This window comes from Amycolatopsis sulphurea, assembly GCF_002564045.1.
Taxonomy (GTDB): Bacteria; Actinomycetota; Actinomycetes; order Mycobacteriales; family Pseudonocardiaceae; genus Amycolatopsis; species Amycolatopsis sulphurea.
In genome coordinates this window covers 573,756-597,217 of sequence record NZ_PDJK01000001.1, presented here as the reverse complement: position 1 = coordinate 597,217, position 23,462 = coordinate 573,756, and the positions used below count along the sequence as shown (strand labels likewise).

Annotated in this window: 17 protein-coding genes and 1 pseudogene; 4 read left to right on the top strand and 14 right to left on the bottom strand. The window is 71.0% G+C overall.

Going from position 1 to position 23,462, the window contains the following annotated elements:
• Positions 1–479: 479 nt before the first annotated feature.
• From ATK36_RS02780 to ATK36_RS02765, 4 genes and pseudogenes are all read right to left on the bottom strand, one after another.
• On the bottom strand, positions 480–2,957 hold the full coding sequence (locus tag ATK36_RS02780; RefSeq protein WP_098509679.1) for an ATP-binding cassette domain-containing protein: 2,478 nt from the start codon (positions 2,955–2,957) through the stop codon (positions 480–482).
• A gap of 9 nt (positions 2,958–2,966) precedes the next feature.
• Positions 2,967–4,124 carry a substrate-binding domain-containing protein gene (locus tag ATK36_RS02775; protein ID WP_170069561.1) on the bottom strand — a complete coding sequence of 386 codons (1,158 nt, stop codon included), beginning with the start codon at positions 4,122–4,124 and terminating at the stop codon, positions 2,967–2,969.
• Between the two features lie 163 nt (positions 4,125–4,287).
• Positions 4,288–5,304, bottom strand: coding sequence for an ABC transporter permease (locus ATK36_RS02770; RefSeq protein WP_098509677.1), 1,017 nt, complete (start codon positions 5,302–5,304; stop codon positions 4,288–4,290).
• A 32-nt stretch (positions 5,305–5,336) separates the two neighbouring features.
• A pseudogene (locus ATK36_RS02765) lies at positions 5,337–6,076 on the bottom strand (SDR family NAD(P)-dependent oxidoreductase).
• A 162-nt stretch (positions 6,077–6,238) separates the two neighbouring features.
• Between ATK36_RS02765 and ATK36_RS02760 the strand changes: the two are divergent.
• Genes ATK36_RS02760 through ATK36_RS02745 form a run of 4 tightly spaced genes read left to right on the top strand, consistent with a single transcriptional unit; the run spans position 6,239 to position 10,553 of the window.
• Positions 6,239–7,108, top strand: coding sequence for a carbon-nitrogen hydrolase family protein (locus ATK36_RS02760; RefSeq protein ID WP_245914233.1), 870 nt, complete (start codon positions 6,239–6,241; stop codon positions 7,106–7,108).
• Positions 7,095–8,069, top strand: a complete 975-nt coding sequence (locus ATK36_RS02755; RefSeq protein ID WP_098509676.1) for a cyclase family protein — start codon at positions 7,095–7,097, stop codon at positions 8,067–8,069. The genes ATK36_RS02760 and ATK36_RS02755 overlap by 14 nt, the downstream gene beginning before the upstream one ends.
• Positions 8,070–8,107: 38 nt before the next feature.
• Positions 8,108–9,802 (top strand): dihydroxy-acid dehydratase, encoded by a 1,695-nt coding sequence (locus ATK36_RS02750; protein WP_098509675.1) that lies wholly within the window; start codon positions 8,108–8,110, stop codon positions 9,800–9,802.
• 37 nt (positions 9,803–9,839) lie between these two features.
• Entirely contained in the window at positions 9,840–10,553 is a 714-nt protein-coding gene (locus tag ATK36_RS02745) for a GntR family transcriptional regulator (protein ID WP_098509674.1), read from the top strand.
• Positions 10,554–10,897: 344 nt separating this feature from the next.
• Here the strand turns inward: ATK36_RS02745 and ATK36_RS02740 are convergent, their stop codons facing one another.
• Genes ATK36_RS02740 through ATK36_RS02695 form a run of 10 tightly spaced genes read right to left on the bottom strand, consistent with a single transcriptional unit; the run spans position 10,898 to position 23,168 of the window.
• Complete coding sequence (locus tag ATK36_RS02740) at positions 10,898–11,560, bottom strand: GntR family transcriptional regulator (protein ID WP_098509673.1); 663 nt, start codon at positions 11,558–11,560, stop codon at positions 10,898–10,900.
• 4 nt (positions 11,561–11,564) lie between these two features.
• Positions 11,565–13,322 (bottom strand): thiamine pyrophosphate-binding protein, encoded by a 1,758-nt coding sequence (locus tag ATK36_RS02735; RefSeq protein WP_098509672.1) that lies wholly within the window; start codon positions 13,320–13,322, stop codon positions 11,565–11,567.
• Positions 13,322–14,530, bottom strand: a complete 1,209-nt coding sequence (locus ATK36_RS02730) for a M20 metallopeptidase family protein (protein WP_098509671.1) — start codon at positions 14,528–14,530, stop codon at positions 13,322–13,324. Before ATK36_RS02730 ends, ATK36_RS02735 begins: the two co-directional genes overlap by 1 nt.
• A 2-nt stretch (positions 14,531–14,532) precedes the next feature.
• On the bottom strand, positions 14,533–15,441 hold the full coding sequence (locus ATK36_RS02725) for an LLM class flavin-dependent oxidoreductase (protein WP_098509670.1): 909 nt from the start codon (positions 15,439–15,441) through the stop codon (positions 14,533–14,535).
• Entirely contained in the window at positions 15,438–17,279 is a 1,842-nt protein-coding gene (locus tag ATK36_RS02720) for a hydantoinase B/oxoprolinase family protein (protein ID WP_170069560.1), read from the bottom strand. The genes ATK36_RS02725 and ATK36_RS02720 overlap by 4 nt, the downstream gene beginning before the upstream one ends.
• On the bottom strand, positions 17,272–19,323 hold the full coding sequence (locus tag ATK36_RS02715; protein ID WP_098509668.1) for a hydantoinase/oxoprolinase family protein: 2,052 nt from the start codon (positions 19,321–19,323) through the stop codon (positions 17,272–17,274). Before ATK36_RS02715 ends, ATK36_RS02720 begins: the two co-directional genes overlap by 8 nt.
• Positions 19,320–20,159, bottom strand: a complete 840-nt coding sequence (locus ATK36_RS02710; RefSeq protein ID WP_098509667.1) for an ABC transporter permease — start codon at positions 20,157–20,159, stop codon at positions 19,320–19,322. The genes ATK36_RS02715 and ATK36_RS02710 overlap by 4 nt, the downstream gene beginning before the upstream one ends.
• The gene (locus tag ATK36_RS02705; protein ID WP_098509666.1) at positions 20,156–20,998 is read right to left on the bottom strand and encodes an ABC transporter permease; all 843 of its coding nucleotides are present in this window, start codon (positions 20,996–20,998) and stop codon (positions 20,156–20,158) included. The genes ATK36_RS02710 and ATK36_RS02705 overlap by 4 nt, the downstream gene beginning before the upstream one ends.
• Positions 20,995–22,068, bottom strand: a complete 1,074-nt coding sequence (locus tag ATK36_RS02700) for an ABC transporter ATP-binding protein (RefSeq protein ID WP_098509665.1) — start codon at positions 22,066–22,068, stop codon at positions 20,995–20,997. Before ATK36_RS02700 ends, ATK36_RS02705 begins: the two co-directional genes overlap by 4 nt.
• Positions 22,068–23,168, bottom strand: a complete 1,101-nt coding sequence (locus ATK36_RS02695) for an ABC transporter substrate-binding protein (RefSeq protein WP_098509664.1) — start codon at positions 23,166–23,168, stop codon at positions 22,068–22,070. The genes ATK36_RS02700 and ATK36_RS02695 overlap by 1 nt, the downstream gene beginning before the upstream one ends.
• Positions 23,169–23,462 lie beyond the last annotated feature (294 nt).

Genomic DNA, 23,462 nt, shown 5'->3' with positions numbered 1-23,462 from the left:
CAGTTGCCGCGGAGCCGGACCGGCCGGCGGGCCGGGCGATTCATCTCCGACGAACAGCTACCCTCGGTAGTCATCTTCCCACCGACTTCTCCGATCCACTGTGGAGTGCTCACGCCCTCTGTCCACAGTGGATCGTGCCCGGCGCGGGCCGCGCTGCTCGAAGAGCCTGGTCACCCGCCCTGAACACCCGGTTGATCTCGGCAAGGACCCCCAGGCCGCACGCCGACGCCGACGCGCCGATACCGGACGGCTACGCGATGCTGCGGCCGAATGGGCGTACGCCGGCGCCTGACGGTAGCCGGGTTCGTACCGGCAGTCGCGCGTGGCAGTTCTCCCCCAGCAGTCCGAAAATCACCGCTTGCTACCGGAACCTTCGGACCACACGACGACGGTCCCGGTAGCCGGGTCATGACGCACATCACACAGCGACGCGCGCCGGACCGACCGGTCCGGCGCGCGTCGTGCACTTCAGCGGGGCTTCACGCCCGCCTGCGGCGGCGCTGCACCTGAGCGAACAGCCCGGTCGCCGCCAGCGCCATGATTCCCGGCAGCCAGTACTGCCAGGCTTGCGAGAGCCCGGCGAACGACGCAGTCGTCTGGGTCACCTGGAGCAGCAACACACCGAACAGAACGCCGACGAAGCTCCCCCGCCCACCGAAGATCGACGCTCCGCCCAGCACCACCGCCGTGATGCTCGTGAGCGTGTAGGAGGTGCCTGCGGTGGGGTCGCCGATCCCGGTCTGCGCGGCCAGCAGGAACGCCCCGAGCAGCGTGCACACGGCACTGGCCACATAGGCCAGCACGTAGACGCGCGAGACCGGGATCCCGCGCTTGTGCGCGGCCTTGTCGTCCGAACCCGTGCCGCGCAGGAACAAGCCGGTGACACTGCGGCGCGAGCCGAGTTCGAGCAGTACCAGGAGCACCACCCCGGCGAGCACCGGCCACGGCACCGGACCGATTTTCGCCTTCAGCAACGAAGTGACCGGCTCGGCGATCGGCCCACCGGGAACGTCGCGCATGAACAGCGACAGGCCTTGCAGGCCCATGAAGGTCACCAGTGTCGCGACCACCGGCGTGACCCGCGCGAACTTCACCAGCCCGCCGTTGAGCAGGCCGACACCGACCGCGACCAGCACCATCAGCGCGATGCCGACGATCCACCAGGCCGCCGCGAAGTCGTCCCCGATATAGAAGGAGCCCACCACCACGAGCGCGCCGCACAACGGCCCCACGGACAGATCGATCCCGCCGGTGAGCATCACGATCAGCTGCCCGGCGGAGAGGAACAGCAGCGGACCGGCCAGCTCCAGCATGCTCGAAATGTTGAACGCGGACAGGAACCGGCCGTTCTGCCCCGCGCCCACGGCGAGCAGCACCAGGATCGCGGCGAGCAGGACCAGGCTCGGACCCTGCTCACCGGAGAGGAACCGGCGACGGCCGCGGTGCGGGCCGGTGGCCTGTTCCTCCTGCGTGGCCACCGATCCGGTCAACGACGCCGTGGTGATCGCGTCGTCGGTGATCTCGTCGCCGGCCAGCTCCGCGACCACCTGCCCTTTCGAGAAGACCAGCACGCGGTCGCACAGGCCGGCCAGCTCCACGTTGTCGGAACTGAGCACCACCACCGGCACGCCGCCTTCGGCCGTCTCGCGCAGCCGGTGGTAGATGTCGGACCGGACGCCGACGTCGATACCCTGGGTGGGTTCGTCGCACAGCAGCACCTTGGGCTCCGACAGCAGCGCCCGGCCGAGCACGACCTTCTGCTGATTGCCGCCGGACAGGGTCTCGACCGCGACCTCCGGGGACGCGAGCTTGATGCCGAGCCCCGAGACCTCGCGCCGCACGAGCTGGTCCTCACGGCCCGCCGCGATGACCCCGGCCCGGGAGGTCGCGCCGGTCGCCGCGACGGTGAGGTTCTCCCGTACGGAATGGACGGTCGCGACCCCTTCCACATGCCGTTCCTGCGGCATCAGCACGACCCCGGCCGCGCGGGCCCGGCGCGGGCTCGACAGGTCGGCGGGCCTGCCCTCGATGCTCACCCGGCCTCGGCCCGGCGCGGCGCCGCCCAGGGCGCGGATGAACTCGCGCTGACCGTTCCCCTCGACGCCGGCGAGCCCGAGGATCTCCCGGCGGGCCAAGGAAACGCTCACCCCGCCGAGCCGCTCGGAGGTGAGGTCCTGCACGCTCAGCACGGGCTCGCCGGGATCGGCGGCCCTGGCCGGGAACAGCGCGGTGACCTCACGCCCGGCGACCCGCGTGACGATCTCCTGCTCGGTCACGTCGGACCGCGCGAAGGTCCCGCGGACCTGCCCGTCCCGCAGCACCGTGATCCGGTCGGCGAGGGCGAACACGTCGGGCAGCCGGTGGCTGATGTAGACGACGGCGACGCCCCGCGCGGCCAGTACGCGGATGTGCTCGAACAGCCGGTCCGTCTCCGCGGCCATGAACGGCTCGGTCGGCTCGTCGAAGATCACCACGTCCGGGTCGCAGGCGAGCGCGCCGCAGATCTCGACCGCCTGTTTCTGGGCGAGGGTCAGCTCCCGGACCGGCACCGCCGGGTCGATCGGCATACCCATCGCCCGCAGCTTCTCCTCCGCCCAGCGCGCCGCGTCGCCGAACCGCGGGCGCTTGGCGACCGGCACCGAGAGCATCAGGTTCTCGGTCACCGTCAGGTCGGGTAGCAGCGCCGGATGCTGGAACGCGATCGCGAGACCGTGTTCCCGGGCGGCCACCGGGGACAGCCCGGTCAGCGGGCGGCCCGCGATCTCGACCGCGCCGCTGTCCGGCTTGAGCGCCCCCGAGGCGACCGCCATCAGGGTCGACTTCCCGGCGCCGTTGCCCCCGACGAGGGCGTGGATCTCGCCCGCGGCGGCCTCGAAGTCCACACCGTCCAGCGCGAGGACGCCGGGAAAGCGTTTCGTGACCCCGCGCAGTACCAGGCTGGCGTTCGATTCAGGCATGGCGTCCTCTTAGTTGTAGATGGTCTTGAACTTCGCGGGCGGCAGCTGCGCGGACAGAATCGCGCTGGCGGGCAGCGAAGCCTCGCACTTGGGCTGCTTGGCCTGGTCGAAGCTGTCCTCGTAGACCGGGATGTTCACGATGTCGGGCTCGTTGTCCGCGATGTTCTCCTTCGAGGCGACGGCCTTGCGCAGCGCGAGGCGCACCAGCCAGGTCCGGCTCGACACCGTCACGACGTTGAAGTCCGCCTGCTGGCCGTGAATCTGCTGCCACTGGCAGGCGAACCCGTTGTTGTCATTGGCCGTCCACAGCGGCAGCTTGCGGCCGGCCGCGGTGAACGCCCGCAGGCCGCCGACCGACCCGTCGCCGGAGTCGGAGATGATCGCGTCGACCTTCGGGTACTTGGTCAGCAGGCCCGAGACCACGCGCTGGGTCTGCGCCGGGTTCCAGTCGGTGTCGATCGGCTTGCCGGGCTCGTTGAGCAGCTTCGCCTTGCTGCACGCGGGGTTGCTCGCGAACTCGTCCTCGACGCCCTTGATCTCCGTGGTGCTCTGGGTGTTGCCCGGCGTGCCGCCGAGGAACAGCACGTTGCCGCCCGCGTCGCCCAGGTGCTGGCACGTCCAGCGCGCCCAGGTGTGGCCGTCGTTGATCGTGTTGTGGCCGACGAAGGTGGTGTAGTCGGTGCCGGGCATGCCGCCCGGGTTCGCGGTCCACGGCACGACCGCGACACCGGCCTGATAGGCCTCCTTCAGCGTCGGCAGCAGCGCCTGCCCCGCGTCCGGGAACACGACGATCGCGTTCGCGCCCTGCGCGACGAGTGCCTTGAGGTCGCTGATCGCCTTCTGGGGGTTGTTCTGCGCGTCGGAGTACGGCATCACGGTGAGGTTCGGGCACTTCGCGGCCTCGTCCTCGAACTCGGCCCGCGCGGTCTTGCGCCAGGCGTTGTCCCCGGTGCCGTCGGCCAGCGCGACCTTCAGCGGGGTGGTGCCGCAGAACTCGGTGATCGGCTTGAGCTGCGAGGCCTCCCCGATCCGTCCCTTGTCGGTGTAGACCGAGTTGACGTTCGAGGCGGAACCTCCTCCCCCTTTCGGGCTCGCGCAGCCTGCGCCGACGAGCGCGACGGCGATCAAAGAACCAGCGGCCAGCACACGGCGTCGGTTGGTGACCATGGTGACTCCCATTTTCCGGAGGGGTTACTGCAGAGGGGGTTACTGGACAGGACGGGACGCAGGGTGTCGGCAAAGTCGGCGTGAGGGCCTTGCGCCGACCACGGAGGTCCGTGAAGGTCTGTGAAGGGCCCCTTCACGGACTCTGAGTCTGTGAAGGGCCCCTTCACAGACCCGGGCCCCTGGGACGGGACGGGCGCAGGCGCCGGGCGAGCGCACCGAAGGGCACCCGGCGCGCCACGACGGCCAGTGCGAGCACGGCCGCTTGGACGAGCAGCTGGATCGAGGTCGGCGCACCGGCGGCGAGCACGACCTGGTTGAGCTGCGTCAGGAAAATCGCCGCGACACCGGCCGCGACCGCGCTGCTCACGCCGCCGGTCAGCAGGCTCCCCCCGAGCACGACCGCGGCGATGGACGAAAGCTGGTAGGTGTTGCCGAGCAGGATGTCCGGGGTGCGCAGATACGCCGCGAGCAGCAGCCCGGCCACCGCGTACAGCAGCCCGGCCATGCCGTACCCGGCGACCTGGTAGCCCTCGGCGCGAATCCCCAGCAGCCGGGCGGCCGCCGGATTCGCCCCGACGCTCACGAACCGCCGGCCCGCGACCGTGCGCCGGCGCAGCCATTGGGTGAGCGCCACCAGCAGCACGGCGATGATCAGCAGGTTCGGCACCCCGGCCACCGATCCGGTCGCGAAGGCGCTCACGGCCGGGTTCGCCGAGGCCGGGAACCCGTTCGAGATCTGCAGGACGAACCCGATGAGGATCGCGTTCATCGCGAGGGTCACCACGAACGCGGCGATCCGCAGGCGCACCACGAGCACGCCGACCACCAGTCCGGCGGCGGCGCCGGCGAGCAGCCCGAGCACCGCCGAGACCGCCAGCGGCAGCCCGGTCAGCGCGGGCACCTTGGTGGCGAACAGCGCGGCCAGCGCCATCGCCCCCGGCACGGACAGATCGATGCCGCCCTGGGTGATCACGAACGCCTGGCCCAGCGCGGCGATCCCGAGGATCGCGGCGAACGGCAGCATCGAGCTGAGCGCGGAGCCCGACAGGCTCCCGGGCGCGAGCAGCGGGCTGATCGCGAACAGCGCCGCGGTCATCACCCACACCGGGACGAACGGTCCGCGCGGCAGCCTCGGGCGCTGCGCCACCCGCTGCCGGGGCTCCCGGAGATCGACCGACATCGCCGAGTCCTTTCTGTTGCGCCGTAAGGGATTCACTGGGCGGTATAGCCGCCGTCGACGGCCAGGTCGGCACCGGTGACGTAGCTCGCCTCCGGACTGAGCAGGAACGTGACCACCGAGGCGATCTCGGCGGCGTCGGCCACCCGCCGCACCGGATGGGCGGCGACCAGCGCGCGTTCCGCGGCGGCCGGATCCGCTTGCGCGGCAAGGTAAGTCTGCAGCTGCTCGGTGCGTACCGAGCCCGGGCTCACCACGTTGCAGCGCACGTCGTGCCGCGCGTAGTCGACCGCATCTGCCGGCTCAGCTGGCGTACCGCGCCTTTCGACGCGCAGTACGCCGCCTGGTTCGCCAGCCCCACCCGGCCCGAGATGGACGAGACGTTGACGATCGCCCCGCCCGAGCCTTGCCCGACCATCGCGCGCACCGCGTGCTTGCAGGCCAGGAAAGTGCCGGTGGCGTTCACGTCCAGGACCCGGGTCCAGTCCGCCTGGGTGGTCTCGGTCAGTGGCGCGGCGGCCATCGTGGCCGCGCAGGTGACGAGCCCGCCGATCCGGCCCCAGGCCGCGGTGGCAGCGGCGACCGCGGCCTCGACCGAGGATTCGTCCGTCACGTCGACGGCCTGAGCGAGCGCCTCGCCGCCGGCCGCGCGCACCTCGGCCGCGACCCGCTCGGCACCGCCGGAGTTCCGGTCGGCCAGCAGGACGGGCCGGCCGGTCGCGGCGACCGACCGGGCGATCGCCGCGCCGATCCCGCCGGCCGCGCCGGTGACCATGACCGCGTTCCGCATCGCATGTCCCTACGTCGTTGTGTCGCCACTGACCTGCGGCGATGGGATCCCGAATGCCCATGAGACTCGCATGCGATATGTAGCATGTCAAGAGGTCTATTGATATGTTGCATGCAACGTGCCACTATCGTTTCAGCAGGAAGGGCGGTGCAACGGGACGTGAACCGGACACACGGAACCGCGCGAATCGCGGTCGCTCAGCTCCCCCCGGCGGGGCCGGCCCCCGATGCCGACCTCGCCGCCGTGATCGAGGCGATCGGGCAGGCGGGGAACGCGGATCTGGTCGTCTTCCCGGAATGCGCGCTGAGCGGGTACCTCTACGACTCGCGGGCGGCCGTGGCCCAGGCCGCGATCCGGCTGGGCGATCCCCGGATCGACCGGCTGGTGCAGGCCTGCCGCGCGGCGTCGGTGCACGCCGTGGTCGGGTTCCTCGAATCCGACGGCGACGACCTCTACAACTGCGCGGCGACGCTCGGGCCGGAAGGCGTGCTCGGCACGTATCGCAAGCAGCACTTGCCGTATATGGGTGCCGACCGGTTCGTCTCCCCCGGCCGCGGCGACACCCCACGGGTCGTCGAGACGCCGTTCGGGAAGGTTGGCGTGATGATCTGCTTCGACCTCCGCTTCCCCGAATCGGCGCGGGTGCTCGCGCTCGAAGGCGCGGACGTCATCGCCATGCCCACCGCGTGGCCGCTGAAGGCGACCTTCCTCGCCGAGCACGTGACCCGCGTGCGGGCGCTGGAGAATCTCGTCTACCTCGCGGTGTCCGACCGGACCGGCCACGAGAACGGCGCGGAATACCTGGGGCACAGCCAGATCGTGGCGCCCTCGGGCGAGGTGCTGGTCGACGCCGGGGCGGACGCGGGGGTCTTCGGCACCGACGTGGCTCTGTCCCAGGCCCGGACCAAGGATCTCGTGTTCGTACCGGGCGAATACGAGCTGCGGATCTTCTCCCAACGCAAACCGTCGCAGTATACGGCGATCACCGAGGAGGACCCGAGTCGTGTGCGGACCTGAACTGATCACCGAGGCCACCCGGCACAAGATCGCCGCGTACGCCGCCGAATTCCGGAAAGTGAGCCGGAGCCCGTTCGGGGCGGACGACGAGATCGGCATGCTCAACCTGCTGTCGGCGGACAGGGCGCGCGAGGTCGTCCGCCGGGCCGACGGGGGCGCCGCGATCGACCTCTCCGTCGACCTGTTCATGGGCATGCCGTCGTGGGTCAAGGCCGGCGACCCGGCCTTCCAGCAATGGATGACCCACACCCCGGACGGGACCATCCTCGATGACCTGACCGGCGCGGGCGACGCGCAGAACCGGCTGGTGTCCTACTCGGGCGACGCCGTGTCGATGTACACGCACACCGGAACGCACATCGACACGCTCAACCACTTCGGCTACCACGGGGAGATCTGGAACGGGTTCTCCGCGGCCCAGCATCTGAGCTCCCGGCACTGGACCCGGTGCGGCGCCGACAAAATCCCGCCCATCATCGGCCGCGGCGTGCTGTTCGACGTGGCCGGTCTGCACGGTGTGGACATGCTGCCGGACAACTACGGCGTCGGCGCCGAGGACCTCCGGGACGCCTTGAGGGAGCAGGGCACCACCTTCTCGCCCGGAGACATCGCGCTGGTCCGGACCGGCCGGATGACGCAGTGGCCGGACCCGGTGCGGTATATCGACAACAGTCCCGGGCTGAACCTGTCCGGGGCGCGGTTCCTGGCCGAGGCGGGCGCCGCGGTGATCGCGGGTGACAACTCCGCGCTCGAACAGATGCCCGCCCGTGATCCGGACAACTGGCAGGTGGTCCACACCTATCTCCTCGGCGAGGCCGGGGTGCCGATCATGGAACTCGTCGACTGCGAGCAGCTCGCGGCGGAATCGCTGTACGAGTTCGCCTTCATCGGCGCCGGACTGAAGATCCGCGGTGCGACCGGGGCGCCGATGCGCCCGCTCGCGATGCCGCTCTCCCGTTGACCTACCCGCACCGATCCACCCGCACGTGAGGGGCACATATGTCTGAGCACGAGTCCAAGTCCGCGGTCGACGCGAGCCGGACCTCCTACGGCGACGAGGGATTCAGCCGGTATCTGCGCCGGGCGTTCCTCGCCTCCCGCGGCTTCGACGACGTCGACCTCGACCGGCCCGTGGTCGGCATCGCGGTGACCACTTCGGACTACAACACCTGCCACCGCGACATGCCGGCGCTGCTGCAGGCCGTACGGCGGGGCGTGCTCGAAGCGGGCGGGCTGCCGATGGAGTTCCCGACCCTCTCGCTCGGCGAGATCCTCACCTCCCCCACCACCATGCTGTTCCGGAATCTGATGGCGATGGACACCGAGGAGATGATCCGGGCGCTCCCGATGGACGCCGCGGTCCTGCTGGGCGGCTGCGACAAGACCGTGCCCGCCCAGCTGATGGCCGCCGCGTCGTCGGACAAGCCGGTGCTGCTGGAAGTGGTGGGGCCGATGATGACCGGCAGCTGGCGGGGCGAGCGGCTCGGCGCGTGCACCGACTGCCGCCGCCTGTGGGGCAACCACCGGGGCGGGGAGCTGGACACCGCCGAGATCACCGAGGCCCGCGGCGAGCTGGTGACCACCGCGGGCACCTGCGCGGTGATGGGCACCGCGTCGACGATGGCCTGCCTGACCGAGACCCTGGGCATGATGCTGCCCGGCGGGGCCACCCCCGGCGCGTCGACGGGCGCCCGGCTGCGGCACGGTGTCGCGACCGGGCGCCACGCCGTGGAACTCGCCCGCGCGGGCACGCCGAAACCGCGCGAGATCCTCACCCGCGAGGCGTTCGAGAACGCGATCAAGGTCCTCGCCGCGCTCGGTGGTTCCACCAACGCGCTCGTCCACCTGACCGCCGTGGCCCGGCGCGCGGGTGTCGGCCTGGCGCTCGGCGACTTCGACACGATCGGCGCGAAGGTCCCCCTGCTGGTCGACTGCAAACCTTCGGGCGCCCATTACATGGAGGACTTCCACCGCGCCGGCGGGCTTCCGATGCTGCTCAAGGAACTGGAACGGCACCTGGACACGTCGACCACCGGCGTCACCGGGACACCGCTCGCCGAGCTGATCGCGGACGTCCGGCCGCACGCCGGCACCCGCCCGGTGGTCCGGACCATGGACGACCCGCTCGGCGCGCCCGGCGCGCTCGCCGTGCTCACCGGCTCGCTCGCCCCGGCCGGCGCGGTGATCAAGGCCTCGGCCGCGAGCCCGGAACTGGTGCAGCACACCGGTCCCGCGTTCGTGGTGGACGCCGATCAGGACATCGCCGCGATCCTCGACGACCCGGACCTCGACCTCACCCCGGACCACGTGCTCGTCCTGCGGATGGCCGGGCCGATCGCCGCCGGGATGCCGGAGGCGGGCGCGCTGCCGATCCCGGCGAAGCTGGCGCGCCAAGGCGTGCGGGACATGGTCCGGGTGTCCGACGGGCGGATGAGCGGCACCTCGTACGGCACCGTCGTGCTGCACTGCGATCCCGAAGCCGCGGCCGGCGGTCCGCTCGCCGCCGTCCGCAACGGCGATCTCATCCGGCTGGACGTCCCCGCGCGGCGCATCGACCTGCTCGTCGACGAGGAGGAGCTGGCGCGGCGGCTGGCCACCTTCACGCCCGCGCCCCTGCCGAAGCGGGGCTGGCGGCGCCTGTACGCCGAAACCGTGCTGCCCGCCAGCGAAGGCGCCGATCTGTCGTTCTTGTAATCTGCTCCCTCACCAGCCCAGGAAAAGAGCCGCACGCGTGAAGCCACTCTCCAGCGACACCGCCTCCCTGACCGAGCGGGTCTTCGAACAGATCCGGGCCGCGATCCGGTCCGGCGAACTCGCGCCCGGCTCGTTGCACTCGGTCGCGGACATCGCGAACAAGCTGGGCGTGTCCCGCACACCGGTCCGCGAGGCGCTCCTGCAGTTCGCGGCCAACGGCATGGTCAAGTTCGAGCGCAGCCGCGGCGTGCGCATCCTCGAACTGTCGATCAAGGACATCGAGGAGATCTACTCGCTGCGGCTGCTGCTGGAGGCACCGTCGGCCTACCGCGCCGCGACCCGGATGAGCGACCGCGACCGCGCGGAGTTCAAGAAGACGTTCGCCGGCATGCGCAAGGCGACCGAGGCGGGCGACGAACTGCTCTTCCAGAAGCACGACCTGGCCTTCCACGAGACGATCGTGCGCGCCGGAGGCAACGACCGGGTGGTCACCGTCGTGGCCAACACCCGCGGCCAGATGCACGCCCTCGGCCTGTCCACCACGAAGACCCGCACACTCGGCGACATCCTGGCCGTGCACGAGAAGATCTACGACGCCGTCATCGCGGGCAACGCGGAAGCCGCCGGCGAGGCGGTGCAGGACCATCTCATCGGCACCCTGACGATGATGGCGAAGCAGTCCCTGCCGCCGGAGGACGCGGAGAACTACGAGCCGCCGGTCACCCGGTTGAAGATCGTGCCGGACCGCTGATCCGCGCGGCGGTGGCGGTGGCGGTGGCGGTGGCGGTGAAGGGAACCTTCACGGACTCTGAGTCCAGGGTGTCGGCAAAGTCGGTGCGGAGGTCCGTGAAGGTCCGTGAAGGGGCCCTTCACGGACTCTGAGTCTGTGAAGGGCCCCTTCACAGACCCGAAACGGGTCCGGCGCACGCCACGAGGTGGTCGCACCACACCTCCGCAACGCCCGCTGCCGGGCCCCCGACCAACTTTGCCGGAACCCTGGACGCAGAGTCCGTGAAGGGCCCCTTCACAGGCTCATCAGCTCAGGACGCCGAGCCGGCCGCCGGCCCGTTCGATCAGTGCAGTGCCTCGGCAAAGTCAATAAAGCTTGCGCAGGACCAGTTTCAGCGAAAACTCGACGTGCTCACGCGCGACGTCGGCCGCGTCGCCGGGGCGGCGGTGCACGACGGCCTCGATCAGCTGGCCGTGCTGCTGCGAGGACCGGCGCAGGTCGTCGGCCGTGTAGACCGACGCGACGCGGCTGTTGAAGTGGAACAGCCGCTGCTCGCGCAGGGTGTGCAACAGCCGCCCGTTGCCGGACGCACTGCTGATCAGGTCGTGGAACTCGTCGTTGGCCTTGGCGCGTTCGCCGAGCACCGCGACGTCCTCCACGGTCATCTGCGCGCGGCGGGCCTCGATCGCCGCGCGCTGCTCGCCGGTGGCGTTCAGCGCGGCGAGCCGGGCGGCGTGGGATTCCAGGGCGGCCCGGACGCCGTAGATCTCCACGACCTCCTCCGCGCTGTAGGACCGGACCACCCAGCGGCGGCGGCGGGACTCGGCGAGCCCGTCGGCCGCCAGCCGCTGGATGCTCTCGCGCACGGGGGTGCGGGACACCCCGAGCCGCTCGGCGATCTCGTCCTCCACCAAGGGTGACCCGGCCGGGATGATCCCGTCCACGATGTCGCCTCGCAGCCTGCGGTACACCTCCTCGGACAACCGGGCGCGGCTGCCGGGCTTCGGCATGTCTCCCATCGGCATCATCCGCTCAGTAGACCGGTCGCTCGCCGTGACCGGCAAGCCCCGCGTCCCAGGCGGGCACGGGCGGGGCGAATTCGATCATGTGCGGGACCTCGACGTCGAGATAACACGGGCGCGGGCCGGCGGCGAACGACTCGATCATCTTGGTCAGCTCCGGAAAGGACCGGACCGTGGCACCTTCGACGCCGCTGGCCACCGCCACCGCCACCGCATCGGTCGGGCCGGGGTCGACGCCGAAGTAGCGGCCACCGGTGTAGAGGTGCTGGAGCATCTTGATCCAGCCCATGCTGTGGTTGGTCAGCTGCACGAACAGCACCGGCAGCCGGAACCGTGCGGCGGTCTCCAGTTCCCCGCACGACATGGCGAAGCTGCCGTCGGCGGTCAGCGACACGACCGGCGTGCCGGGACGGCTCTTCGCGACCCCGATCGCGGCCGGGATGGCGTAGCCCATCGGGCCGTGTCCGCGCGGGATCACCACCTGCCGCCCGGCGGACTCCTGGCTCCAGAACACCGCGGCGTTCGGGGTCGGGGTGCCGGGGTCGGCGACCAGGATCGTCTCCTGGCCGAGCCGGTCCCGGATCGCCTCGACGACGGCGCGCGGATACAGCACGCCGGGCGCGTGCTCGGGCGAGGCGGTGTCGGGGGTCGCGTCGGCGCGCGCCGACGCGACCGCCTTCACGCGGTCCGCCCGGATTCCGCCGGGAATCTCGACGGCCGCCTCGATCAGCTGCATCAGTACCGTCCGGGCGTCGCCGACCAGCGGCAGCGAACCCGGGAAATTCCGGCCGGCACGGGACCTTTCGATGTCGATCTGCACGACCGCCGGCCCGTACTTCGCCGGCGCCGTCCAGCTGTTGGTATCGGTGGCGTTGGCGCGAGTGCCGACCAGGAGCACGACGTCCGCATCGGCGACGTACGAGTTCACGCCGGGCTGACCGGAGTTGTTGCCGATAACGCCGAGCCGCCACGGGTCGTCGGTGGCGACCGCTCCGACGCCGTGGATGGTCGTCGCGACCCCGGCGCCGATTCGTTCCGCCAGCGCGTGCAGTTCTTCATACGCCGAAGACAAGTGCACGCCGCCGCCGACCACGATCGCCGGGCACCGGGCCTCACCGAGCATCTTCGCCGCGAGGGCGACCGCAGCCGGGTCGGCGGTCTCGCGCTTCGCGGGCACGGTGATCGGGACCGGGCGGGGCGGCACCGTCGCGTGCTCGTCGAGAACGTTCTCCGGGACGATCAGCGCGACCGGTGCGGGTCGTCCGGAAGTCGCGGTGCGGAGCGCGTTCTCGACGGCCGAGGGGACGTCGGCCGCGTGCTCGACCACGATCTGGGCCTTGGTGACGGCAGAGAACAGGGCACGCTGGTCGATCTCGGTGAGCGCGCCGCTGCCGCGGCTGCCGGTGTGGATGTCGGAGCTGATGACCAGAACCGGGATCCCCGAAGCAAAGGCGTCGCCGAGTCCGCCGACCACGTAGGTCGAGCCGCCGCCGCTGGAGACCTCGACGACGCCGACCTTGCCGGTGACGCGCGCGCACGCGTCGGCCATGTACGCGGCGTGGCGCTCGTCGCGGGCCAGGACGTGCTCGATGTCCTTGGTGCGGTGGAAGAACGCGTCGTAGAGGATGACGCCGGTGTCCCCGGGAACCCCGAACACGGTCGTGATCCCGCTGCGCACGAGCGCGTCGACAAGGTGATCGGCGCCTCGGGTGAGGGACTGGACGGGTGCCGGCTCGGCGGGGACCGGGTCGGTGAGGGTGGCGGACATCAGCTGGACCTTCCTGTGGGGAGGTTCGACTCCCGTGCCGGAACGGGCCCGGCCGCGGGAGGGGAAAGCAGGTGGTGGCGCGCGAGCCCGGCCAGCAACGCGGCCGCGCCGGGCAGGATCGAGTCGTCGAACCAGGCACGGGGCGAGTGGTTGCCGGCGGTGGCCGGGCGGTCGGCGGGGCCGGCGCCCAGGTAGCCGTAGGCACCGGGGATCTCGCGCAGGACTTCGGAAAAGTCCTCGGAACCGGTGCGTGGATGGACCAGGTCCGTATAGCGGCCGGGGCCGAACAGACCGGTGGCAGTGGCGGCGAAAACGGCGGCCGCGTCCGGATCGTTGACCGTCGGCGCCATCACCGGGCGGACGGCGGCTTCGGCGGTGAGCCCGTGCGCGGCGGCGACGGACGCGACGACCGAAGGGAGTTCTTCGGCGATCCGCGCGGTGGCGGCTTCGGAGAACGTGCGGATCCCGGCACGCAATGTCCCGCTGCCGGGGACGACGTTCGGCGCGGTCCCGGCGTGCAGCTCGCCCACGGACAGAACCACCGGGTCGAAGGCATCGAAGCGGCGTGCGACGTAGGCGTAAAGCGCGGTGACCGTCTCCGCCAGCGCGGGCACGGGGTCGAGTGTCTCATGTGGACGGCCGCCATGTCCGCCGCGGCCGATCAGGGTGGCGTCGAGGATGGAGTACGCCGCCATGATCGGCCCCGGACGGCAGTAGGCCATCCCGCGCGGGCGATCTGCGAGCACGTGCAGCGTGTACGCGGCGGACGGCCGTTCGCCTGCGGCGTCGAGCAATCCCTCGTCGAGCATGAGGCGGGCGCCGCCGTGGCCCTCTTCGCCGGGCTGGAACATGAACACGACCGAACCGGCCAGCTCGGACTGCTGCGGGGCCAACGCGTGCGCGGCACCGACGAGCGCCGTGGCATGCAGGTCGTGCCCGCAGGCATGCATCGCCTCACCGGTCGCCGCAAACTCGACTTCGGTCTCCTCACGGATCGGCAGCGCGTCCATGTCGCCGCGCAGCAGCACAACCGGGCCGGGCCGCGCGCCCCGCAGCACGGCCGTCACCGAGGAGCACTTCTGCCCGAGCGTGAGATCCAGCGGCAGGCCGGAAAGCGCCTCCAGGATCGCCGCCTGGGTGCGCGGCAGCTGCAGGCCGACTTCGGGGTCGGCATGCAGCTTCCGGCGCAGCGCCACCAGATCCGGCATCGTCACGGCCGTTCTCCCTTCTGCAGCAGCGGGAGCACGGACTCGACGACCTCGGCGAACACGTCCGGGTTGTGCTTTCCCTGCAGCGGGAAGGGGAACATGAACTCGGTGATGCCGATCCCGGCGTAGCGGCCGATGGTCTCGCGGAACTGCGCGACCGACACCCACGGCGTGTCCTGGGTGAACGCGAGCATGAACGAGCGGCGGATCAGCGCGGGATCACGGCCGATGCGCTCGCATTCAGCGTCGAGCTGCTTCGAGCGACGCGCCGTCACGGCGAGGCTTTCGTCCGGGGTGAGCGAAATGCCGCGCGCGAGCTGACTGAACAGCGTGCCGTATGTGCTCCACACGTCGGCATACCGTGCGGCGACAGCGATCGTGGCCGGCCGGTGTGCGGCGATGAGCAGCGGAATCCGCTCCCCTGCCGGGCCGGGCGCGGAGGTCATCTTCGACCGGTAGTACTCGCCGCCGACGTCGACCTCGCCACCGTCGAGCACCGCGCGCAGCACGGCGCAGTACTGCCCGAGCCGTTCTCCGCGCTCCTCGACGGGCCACGGATCCAGGCCCGCGGCAGCCAGGTCCTTGGGGTTGCCACCCGCACCGATCCCGACGACCGCGCGGCCGCCGGACAGATGATCGAGCGTCACGGCCTGTTTCGCGAGCACGGCGGGATTCCGCATCCCGGCCGCGCTCACGAGCGTCCCGACGGTCGAAGTCGTTGTGGCAGCGGCGATCCCGCCCGCGAGCAGCCACGCGTCGAAGCGCGGCTTCGCTCCATCCGGGCCGCTCCACAGGTGGTCACCCGCCCACAGCGCGTCCCAGCCCGTGGCCTCGAACCCTTGCCAGCGCGCGGAAAGCTCGTTCCACTGCGCCGCCTCGTGGGTCATCAGCCCGAACCGCAGCCCGTTCATCCGGCCACCCCCAGCCCCGCCGCGGCGAGGACGTCGTCGATCAGTTCCCGGCTCACGGCACCTTCACCGGCCTGGGCCTCCGCTTCGAGGTACAACGCGCGATAAGCCGCCGCCTGGCGGGCTTCCGGGACACCGTCGAGCACGGCGTCGATCAGCGCCCGCTGGCTCGCGGCGGACCAGCGCTCGTCGTAGGCGTCGCGTGCCGCGCCGAAGCGGAAGAGGGGACCGTCGCCGGGCTTGCCGAGGCCGCCGCCACCGGGGGTCTCGATACGCAGAACATCGTTGCGTGACAACGTCACCGTGCCCACCCGGCCGAGGTCGCGCTCTCCCGGCGTACCCGGATTGAGCGTGGCCTTCCCGGACTGTCCGGGCTCGCCACCGTGCACACCCCATGGCTGGTTCACCAGCCGCTCCAGGCCTCGCACGGCGAAGGTCACGTCGTCGTCCAGGCTGCGCAGCTCGACGACCAGCCCGTCGCCACCGGTGAACTCCCCGGCGCCGCCCGAACCCCGGCGATAGTGGTACTGCTCGACCAGCACCGGCACCTCGGATTCGAGAACCTCGTTCGGCACGTTGCGCAGCCAGCCACCCATGTAGCTCGTGCCGCGCAGCCCCGGAAGCCCCGGCCGGCCACCGGACCCGCCGGTCAGCGGCTGCCCCACCGACACCCGCCGCCGCCCGGTCGTGGCGTCGCGATAGGAGATGGCCGCGATCGCGACCTGTCCCGCGCCCGCGGACATCGCCTCGGCCGGCCCGGCCTGCGCGAGGCAGCCGAGCACGCAGTCCATGATGCGGAAGAACACCGCCGCCCGGACCCCGCAGGTCGCGCCCGGATGCGGATTGACGACCGAGCCCTCCGGCAGCGTCGCCGTCAGCGGACGGACGAGACCGGAGTTGTACGGCACGGTCTTGTCCTGCGAGTAGAACCAGTTCACCAGCGCGAAGGCGAGCATGTAGTGCCCCGGCTCGCCGCCGGTGTGCAGATTGATCGCCTCGGCCACCTGCGGTGAGGTGCCCTCGAACGACAGGTGCGCCGTGCGCCCGGACACCGTCAACTCCAGGCGCAGCCGCGTCGGCGGCACGTGGACGGCGCCGTCGCGGGTCTGGCCTTCGAGATAGTCGACGAACTCGTAGCTGCCGTCGGCGAGCGCGTCCAGCATGTCCCCGGCGCGGCGCTCGGACACCTCCAGCAGGTCCGCGATCGCGTCCTTGACCGCCTGCGCGCCGAAGGTCTCGTCGATCTCGGCCAGCCGCCGCTGCGCGGTGCGCAGCCCGGCGACCTGCGCTTCGATGTCGCCCACGTTCTCCCTGGGCACCCGGGAGTTGCGGGCGATCATCGCGAACACGGCGTCGTTGCGGCGGCCGTCCTCGATCAGCCGCAGCGGCGGGATGAGCAGGCCTTCCTGATGCTGGTCGGTCAGGCCCCAGTCGATCGAGGACGGCACCGCGCCGCCGATGTCGGACGAGTGCACGAAGCTCAGCGCGAACGCGACGATCTCGCCGCCGGCGTAGAGCGGGCACCAGGTCCAGATGTCGGGCAGGTGCGTGACGAGGCCGCCGGTCGCGTCGGGGTCGTTGCTGATGCCGACGTCGCCGGGCCGGTACTCCCCCAGCGCCTCGATCGCGACCCGCGCGGGCGCGCCGATCATCGTGTTGCCGGAAATCCGCCGGGGCGCGGCGAACACCTCGCCCCCGGGCGTCACCAGGCAGGTGCCGAAGTCGGCGGTCTGCTTGACGAACGTGGAGAAGCTCGTGCGGCGGATGTTCTCCGCCATCTCCTCCACGACCGCCGAGAACCGGTGGTGCAGGACTTCGAGCCGGACGGGCGAGCTACGCACGGGCGCTCCCTTCGGTGCGGATCCGCAGATTGCCGAAACGGTCGACGCGCGCGGCGAACCCGGACGGGACGTAGACGGTGGTATCCGGAGCGGAGACGACGGCCGGGCCGATCAGCTCGGCGCCCACGGCCAGCCCCGGGCGCCGATGCACCTGTCCCTTCACCAGCTGCCCGTTCTCCACCAGCAGGTGCGGAACGGCTTCGGCCTCGGCGCCCGCGCGCCATTCGGCCTGCGGCAGCGTCGGCGAGGCGGCGAGGGTGACGCGCAGGCTGCGCACGTCGATCCCGGCGTCGCCGAGGTCCACGGCGTACGCGCGGCGGTACTCGGCGGCGAAAGCCTCGGTCAGGGCGTCCACAGTGGACGGTGTGTCGGCGTCAAGAGTGATGGGGAGCGTGAAGGACTGCCCGTCGAGCTGAACGTCGGCCCAGCGTGTGATCTCGACGTCCGGGTGCAGCGAGTGGTCCTGCGCCTCGTACCAGGCGCGCGCTTTCGCGGTCAGCTCCGCCCAGGTCTGCGCCAGCACCGCGTCGGTCACCGCGCCGGACGCCGGGGCGACCAGATCGACGCGCATGTCCGTGGCCAGCGCCCCGTAGGCGCACAACGTGCCCGGCGACGCCGGGACGAGCACCTCGGGCATGTTCAACGCGCGGGCGAGCAGCGCGGCCTGCACCGGTCCGGCACCGCCGTAGGCGACCATCACCAGCTCCGACGGGTCGATGCCGTGCTGCGCGCACAACGGGACCAGCTGAGCGTGCATCATCGCCGTGGCAACGGAAACCGCCGCTTCGGCGGCCTCTTCCACAGTCATGCCGAGCGCTTCGGCGATGGGCCGCATCGCGGTACGGGCGGCGTCGGCGTCCAGGTCCACGGTGCCTGCCGCGAAGTCGGCCGGGTCGAGATAGCCGCACACCAGGTAGGCGTCGGTCAGCGTCGGCTCCGAGCCGCCACGGCCGTAACACGCCGGGCCCGGGTGCGCACCCGCGCTGCGCGGGCCGACCTTGAGCACGCCGGAGCGGTCGACGCGGATGATCGAGCCGCCGCCCGCGCCGATGGACGAGACTTCGACGGACGGCAGGATCAGCGGGAACTCCCCGATGAGGCTCTCCGTCGAGTACGGCACCGCACCGTCCACAATGGCGCAATCGACGCTCGTACCGCCCATGTCCATGGTGATCAGCCGCGACACTCCGGCCGCCGTCGCGAGCCGCACCGTGCCGGCCACGCCGGACGCCGGTCCCGACAGCAGCGTCTCGACCGCGGCGAGCAGCATCTCCTCCGGCGCCCGGTCGATCGAGGAGACCCCGCCGTTCGACTTCGTGATGTGCAACGGGCAACGCAAGCCCAGCTCCCGCAACGACTCCGCGAGCACCCCGAGATAGCCGCCCAGCGCGCGGCCGACGTGCGCGGCAAGCACCGCGACGGTCGTGCGCTCGTATTCCTTCTCCTCCGGCCACATCGCCGCCGAACACGCGACCGGCAGCTCCGGGAACTCCTCGGCGATCACCCGCGCGGCGATCCGCTCGTGCGCCGGGAACCGGTGGGAGTGCAGGAAACAGACCGCGAGCGCCTCGACCCCGTCCGCCACCAGCGCACGCACCGCGCGCCGGATCTCCGCCGGATCCGGCTCCCGCACGACCTGCCCACCGGCCGTGACCCGCTCGCCGATCTCGCGGACGTCCGTCTCGGCGACCAGCGGACGGCGCTCGGTGGTGAACAGGTCGATCGGGTCGTCCAGCCGCAGCCTGCCGATGCTCAGCAGATCCGGGAACCCGGCGGTGACCAGCAGGCCGACGCGGGCGCCGGACCGCTGGAGCACCGTGTTGAGCGCGAAAGTCTGGCCGTGGGAGAAGTACTCGACCTGCTCCGGCGCGACCCGCGCGTGCTCCAGGACCCCGCGCACCCCGGCCAGCACGGCGCGGGCGGGCTGCTCGGCGTCGGAAGGCACCTTGTCGGCGACGAGCTCGCCGGTCGCGGCATCCACCAGGACGATGTCGGTGAACGTACCCCCGACGTCGACCCCGAGGCGGTAGCGGGAACTCGTCATGCGGGCTGCTCCTCCTTGCGCTCCGGTTGGTTCGCCGCCGTGCTGCCCGGTGCCGCGAAGAGCCCGGCCTTGCGGCCCGCGAGGGCCACGAGCCCGGTCAGCAGCAGCGAGCCGACGATCATCAGGCTGGACACCGCCGAGGTGGTCGGGTCCTGGTTCTGCTGCAGCCGCAGGAAAATCGCGACCGGCAGCGTGGTGGTGTCGGCCGGCATCAGGAACACCGACAGGTCCACCTCGTCGAACGAGGTCAGGAACGCGAACACGGTGGCGATCAGCAGCGAGGCGCGGATCTGCGGCAGCGTCACCCGCCGGAAGGCGGTGAACGCGGATGCGCCAAGATCGCGCGCCGCCTCCTCCAAGGACGAGTCGAGCGTCGCGAGCCCCGCACCGACGAGCGACACCACGAACGGCAGCAGGATCAGCACGTGCGCGAACGCGACCCCGCCGACCGTCCCGTACGCCGCCGGGACGAGCGACGCGAACAGCACGAAGAAGCAGAACCCCGAGACCACACGCGGCATCGACAGCGGCGCGATGAACAACGTGCGCAGCAGCCGCGTGCCCGGCACCTCAAGCCGGTAAAGGGCATACGCTGCCGCCGTGCCGAGCACGACCGAACAGGCCGTCGCGATCGCCGCGACCTGCACCGAGTACTGGAAGCCCACCTGGAACTGCGGGTAGCTCAGCGCCTCGGCCAGCCAGTGCATCGTGAACCCGGACGGCAGGCCGCTCAGCACCTCGTCCGTGCTGACCGACGCGACCAGCACCACGACCAGCGGCGCGAGGATGAACACCGCGACGACGAACAGGAAGATCCTGCGCAGCCACACGCTCATGTCGCGCTCCTCGTCCCCACCCGGCCCGCCACCAGCCTGCCCAGCAGGCCGAACGCGGCGAGCACGAGCAGCGTCAGCACCAGCAGCACGACCGCCTGCACCGCCGCGCGCGGCCAGAGCAGCTGCTGGATGTCGGTGTAGATGCTCTCCGCCAGCACGCTGACCCGGCCGCCGCCGAGCAGCGCCGGGGTGGCGAACGCGCTGATCGTCAGCGTGAAGGTCAGCTGGGCGCCGGCCAGCAGGCCCGGCACCGTCGGCGGCAGCAGGACCTCGCGGAACCGTTGTGCCGCACCGGCTCCGAGGTCGGCGGCGGCCTCGCCGAGTTCCGCGGGAACCGCGCGGACTGCGGCCAGGATCGGGAAGAACGCGAACGGCAGCTCGACGTGCACGAGCGCGAGGATCACACCCGGCTCGTGATAGAGCCAGCTGTCCAGCACCCCGCCCAGCGGCCCGCCGGTGCGCAGCAGCATCGCCCAGCCGTAGCTGCGGACCACCACGCTGACCAGGATCGGCGAAAAGATCACGAACATCATCGCGGCCACCCGCCAGCCGCGGCCCATCGCGCGCAACGACCACGCCAGCGGATAGGCGATCACCACGCACAGCACGCAGACGATCAGCCCGACCCGCAGCGTCGTGCCCACTGTGGACCACAGATAACTGTCGGACAGAGCGCTCGACCACGTGCCGGCGTCGAAGGTGCTGAACAACGTGGCGGTCTGTGTGGTGCGGAGGCTGTAGGAAACGAGCAACGCGACGATCGACACGAACGCCAGCAGCAGATACGCGGAACCGGGAGCGATCAGCAGCAACCCGAGCCGCCGGCGCCGCGTGTTCACGCCGCCACCGCCGTACTCGCCGCGCCGATCCGCTGCAGGTCACCGTAGGCGAAGGCCACGCCCACCTTGTCTCCCGCGCCGTACTCGGGCAGCGGGGGCACTTCCGCGAGCAGCTCACGCCCGGTCGAGGTGGTCACCCCAACTCGCTGCGCCTTGCCGGTGAACGAGGCGGTGCGCACGACGGCGGTCCCGCGGGCGTCGGCGTCGTCCGGCGCGACGAGCCGCACCGACTCCGGCCGGATCGCCACCGCGGTCAGCCCGCCGCCGCTCACGTCCCGCAGCGAGATCCCGTCGACCTCCGTGAAATCCGGGCCGTCGAAGACGTTGTTCTCGCCGATGAAGCTCGCCACGAACCGGCTCGCGGGCCGCTCGTACAGCTCGCGGCCGGTGCCGATCTGCTCGATCCCGCCGTGGTTCAGCACCGCGATCCGGTCCGCGAGTTCCATCGCCTCGGCCTGATTATGGGTGACACACAGGAAAGTCGTGCCGGTCTCCTGCTGCCACGCGCGCAGCTCGCGCCGCATCCGCAGCTGCAGGCTCAAGTCCAATGCGGACAGTGGCTCGTCGAGCAGCAGCACGTCCGGCTTGCGCACCAGCGACCGGGCGATCGCGACACGTTGCCGCTGCCCGCCCGACAGGGTGGCCGGCGCGCGATCGGCGTAGCCCTCCATCGCGACCAGCTCCAGCATCTCCCCCACCCGGCGGCGCACCTCCGCCTTGGCGGGGCGCTTTCCCTGAGTACGCAAGCCGAACGCGATGTTGTCGGCCACGCTCATGTGCGGGAACAGCGCCCCGCTCTGGAAGACGAGATTGGTGGGGCGACGATGCGCGGGCGTGGTGGTGTGGTCGGTGCCGCCGACGCTGAGCGTGCCCGCGTCCGGCCGGTCCAGCCCGGCGATGATGCGCAGGAGCGTGGTCTTGCCGCAGCCCGAGGGGCCGAGCAGGCAGAAGAAGCTGCTGGCCGGGATCGTGACGTCCACGCCGTCGAGCACGGTGGCCGGGCCGAACCGGCGGACCAGCCCGCGCACCTCGACCGAGCTGGCCCCGAACCCGGTGACCGCCGCGGACATCAGATATTCGCCTTGACCTGGTCGTTCCAGGCCTGGGTGGCGGCGGTGATGCTCGTGACCAGCGCGGCCCAGTCCACCTGGATGGCCTGCTCGACGGTGCTGAGCTGGAAACTCGGGCGGTTCGCGTAGCGGGCGTCCATGGTGGCGCCGCGCACCAGCGGCAGCGTGCCGGTCGCATTGCAGTAGGCGGCGACGCTGGCCGGGGTGAACAACTCGTTCATCAGCTCGGCCGACGCCGTGACCTGCGCGTCGCTGGAGCCCTTGACGATCTGGAAGCCCTCGGGGAAGGCCATCGCCCCCTCCTTGGGCACGGCGAAGCCGATCGGGTCGCCCGCCTGGATCCACGGCTCGGCCACCCCCTGGAACCCGGGCGCGATCACGACCTCACCGGAGTTGAGCTGCTGCCGCAACTGGTCGACCGACGAGATGAACCCACGGAACTGCTTGGCCTTCGCGGCTTTGGCGAAGACGTCGATGCCCGGCTGCAGGTTGGTCTCACTGCCACCGTTGAGCTTCGCGATGACCGGTAGCGCATTGACACTGAACGCGGGAGCGTCCCAAGTGGTCACCTTGCCCTTGCTGGCCGCGGCGAACAGGTCCATCCAGGACGTCGGCGGGGTCGGGAACGCCTTCTTGTTGTAGACCAGTCCCATCGCGTCCATGACGAGATAGGCACCGTTGCGGTCGGGAATCTGGTACTTCGGCAGCACTCCGGACACCGCGGACACCGAGTCCGGCACCGGCAGCCAGAGATCCTTGGAGTTGCCCTGCGCGAAGCTCTGCGCGTTGAAGAACCCGAGGTTCAGCAACGGGTTCGACCGGTTGATCTGCACCGAGGACACCAGTTTGGGGAAGACGTCGGCGTTGGTGCCCTCGATATACTTGACCGTGACGCCCTTGGCCTTCGCGTAGGCGTCGCCGACCTGCACGGGCACCGTGCCCTGCGCGCCGGCCCAGTGGAACATCGTGATCGTGGTGCCCCCGGCACCGCCCGAGCCGCTCGACCCCGGCGTCCCGCAGGCGGCCAGCGCGGCCGCGGCGCCGGCGGAGATCCCCGCGACCCGGAGGAACCCGCGGCGGTTCATGGAGTATGTGGTCATCTGCGCACTCCTCGGCAAGCGGACCCGGACCCTGAGTGGTCTTGTCGGTTATCCTGACCTGCGCCAACCTTCGCATGCGAAGTCGCATACGACAAGGGTGTCCAGCATGTGGATTCTGCTCGACCCCCGTCCGGCCAGGCGATGACGAGGCGGGGCACCGCAGAATTGTCGCGGCGGAAACACGGGGAGGGACGCTCGGCGGGCCTCTCCACGAGTTCAGGACGGCTCACTATGCCGTCCCCGGCCAGAATCCCCCTGACCACACTCGGAGAGCGTTGGTCCACGCACACAAAA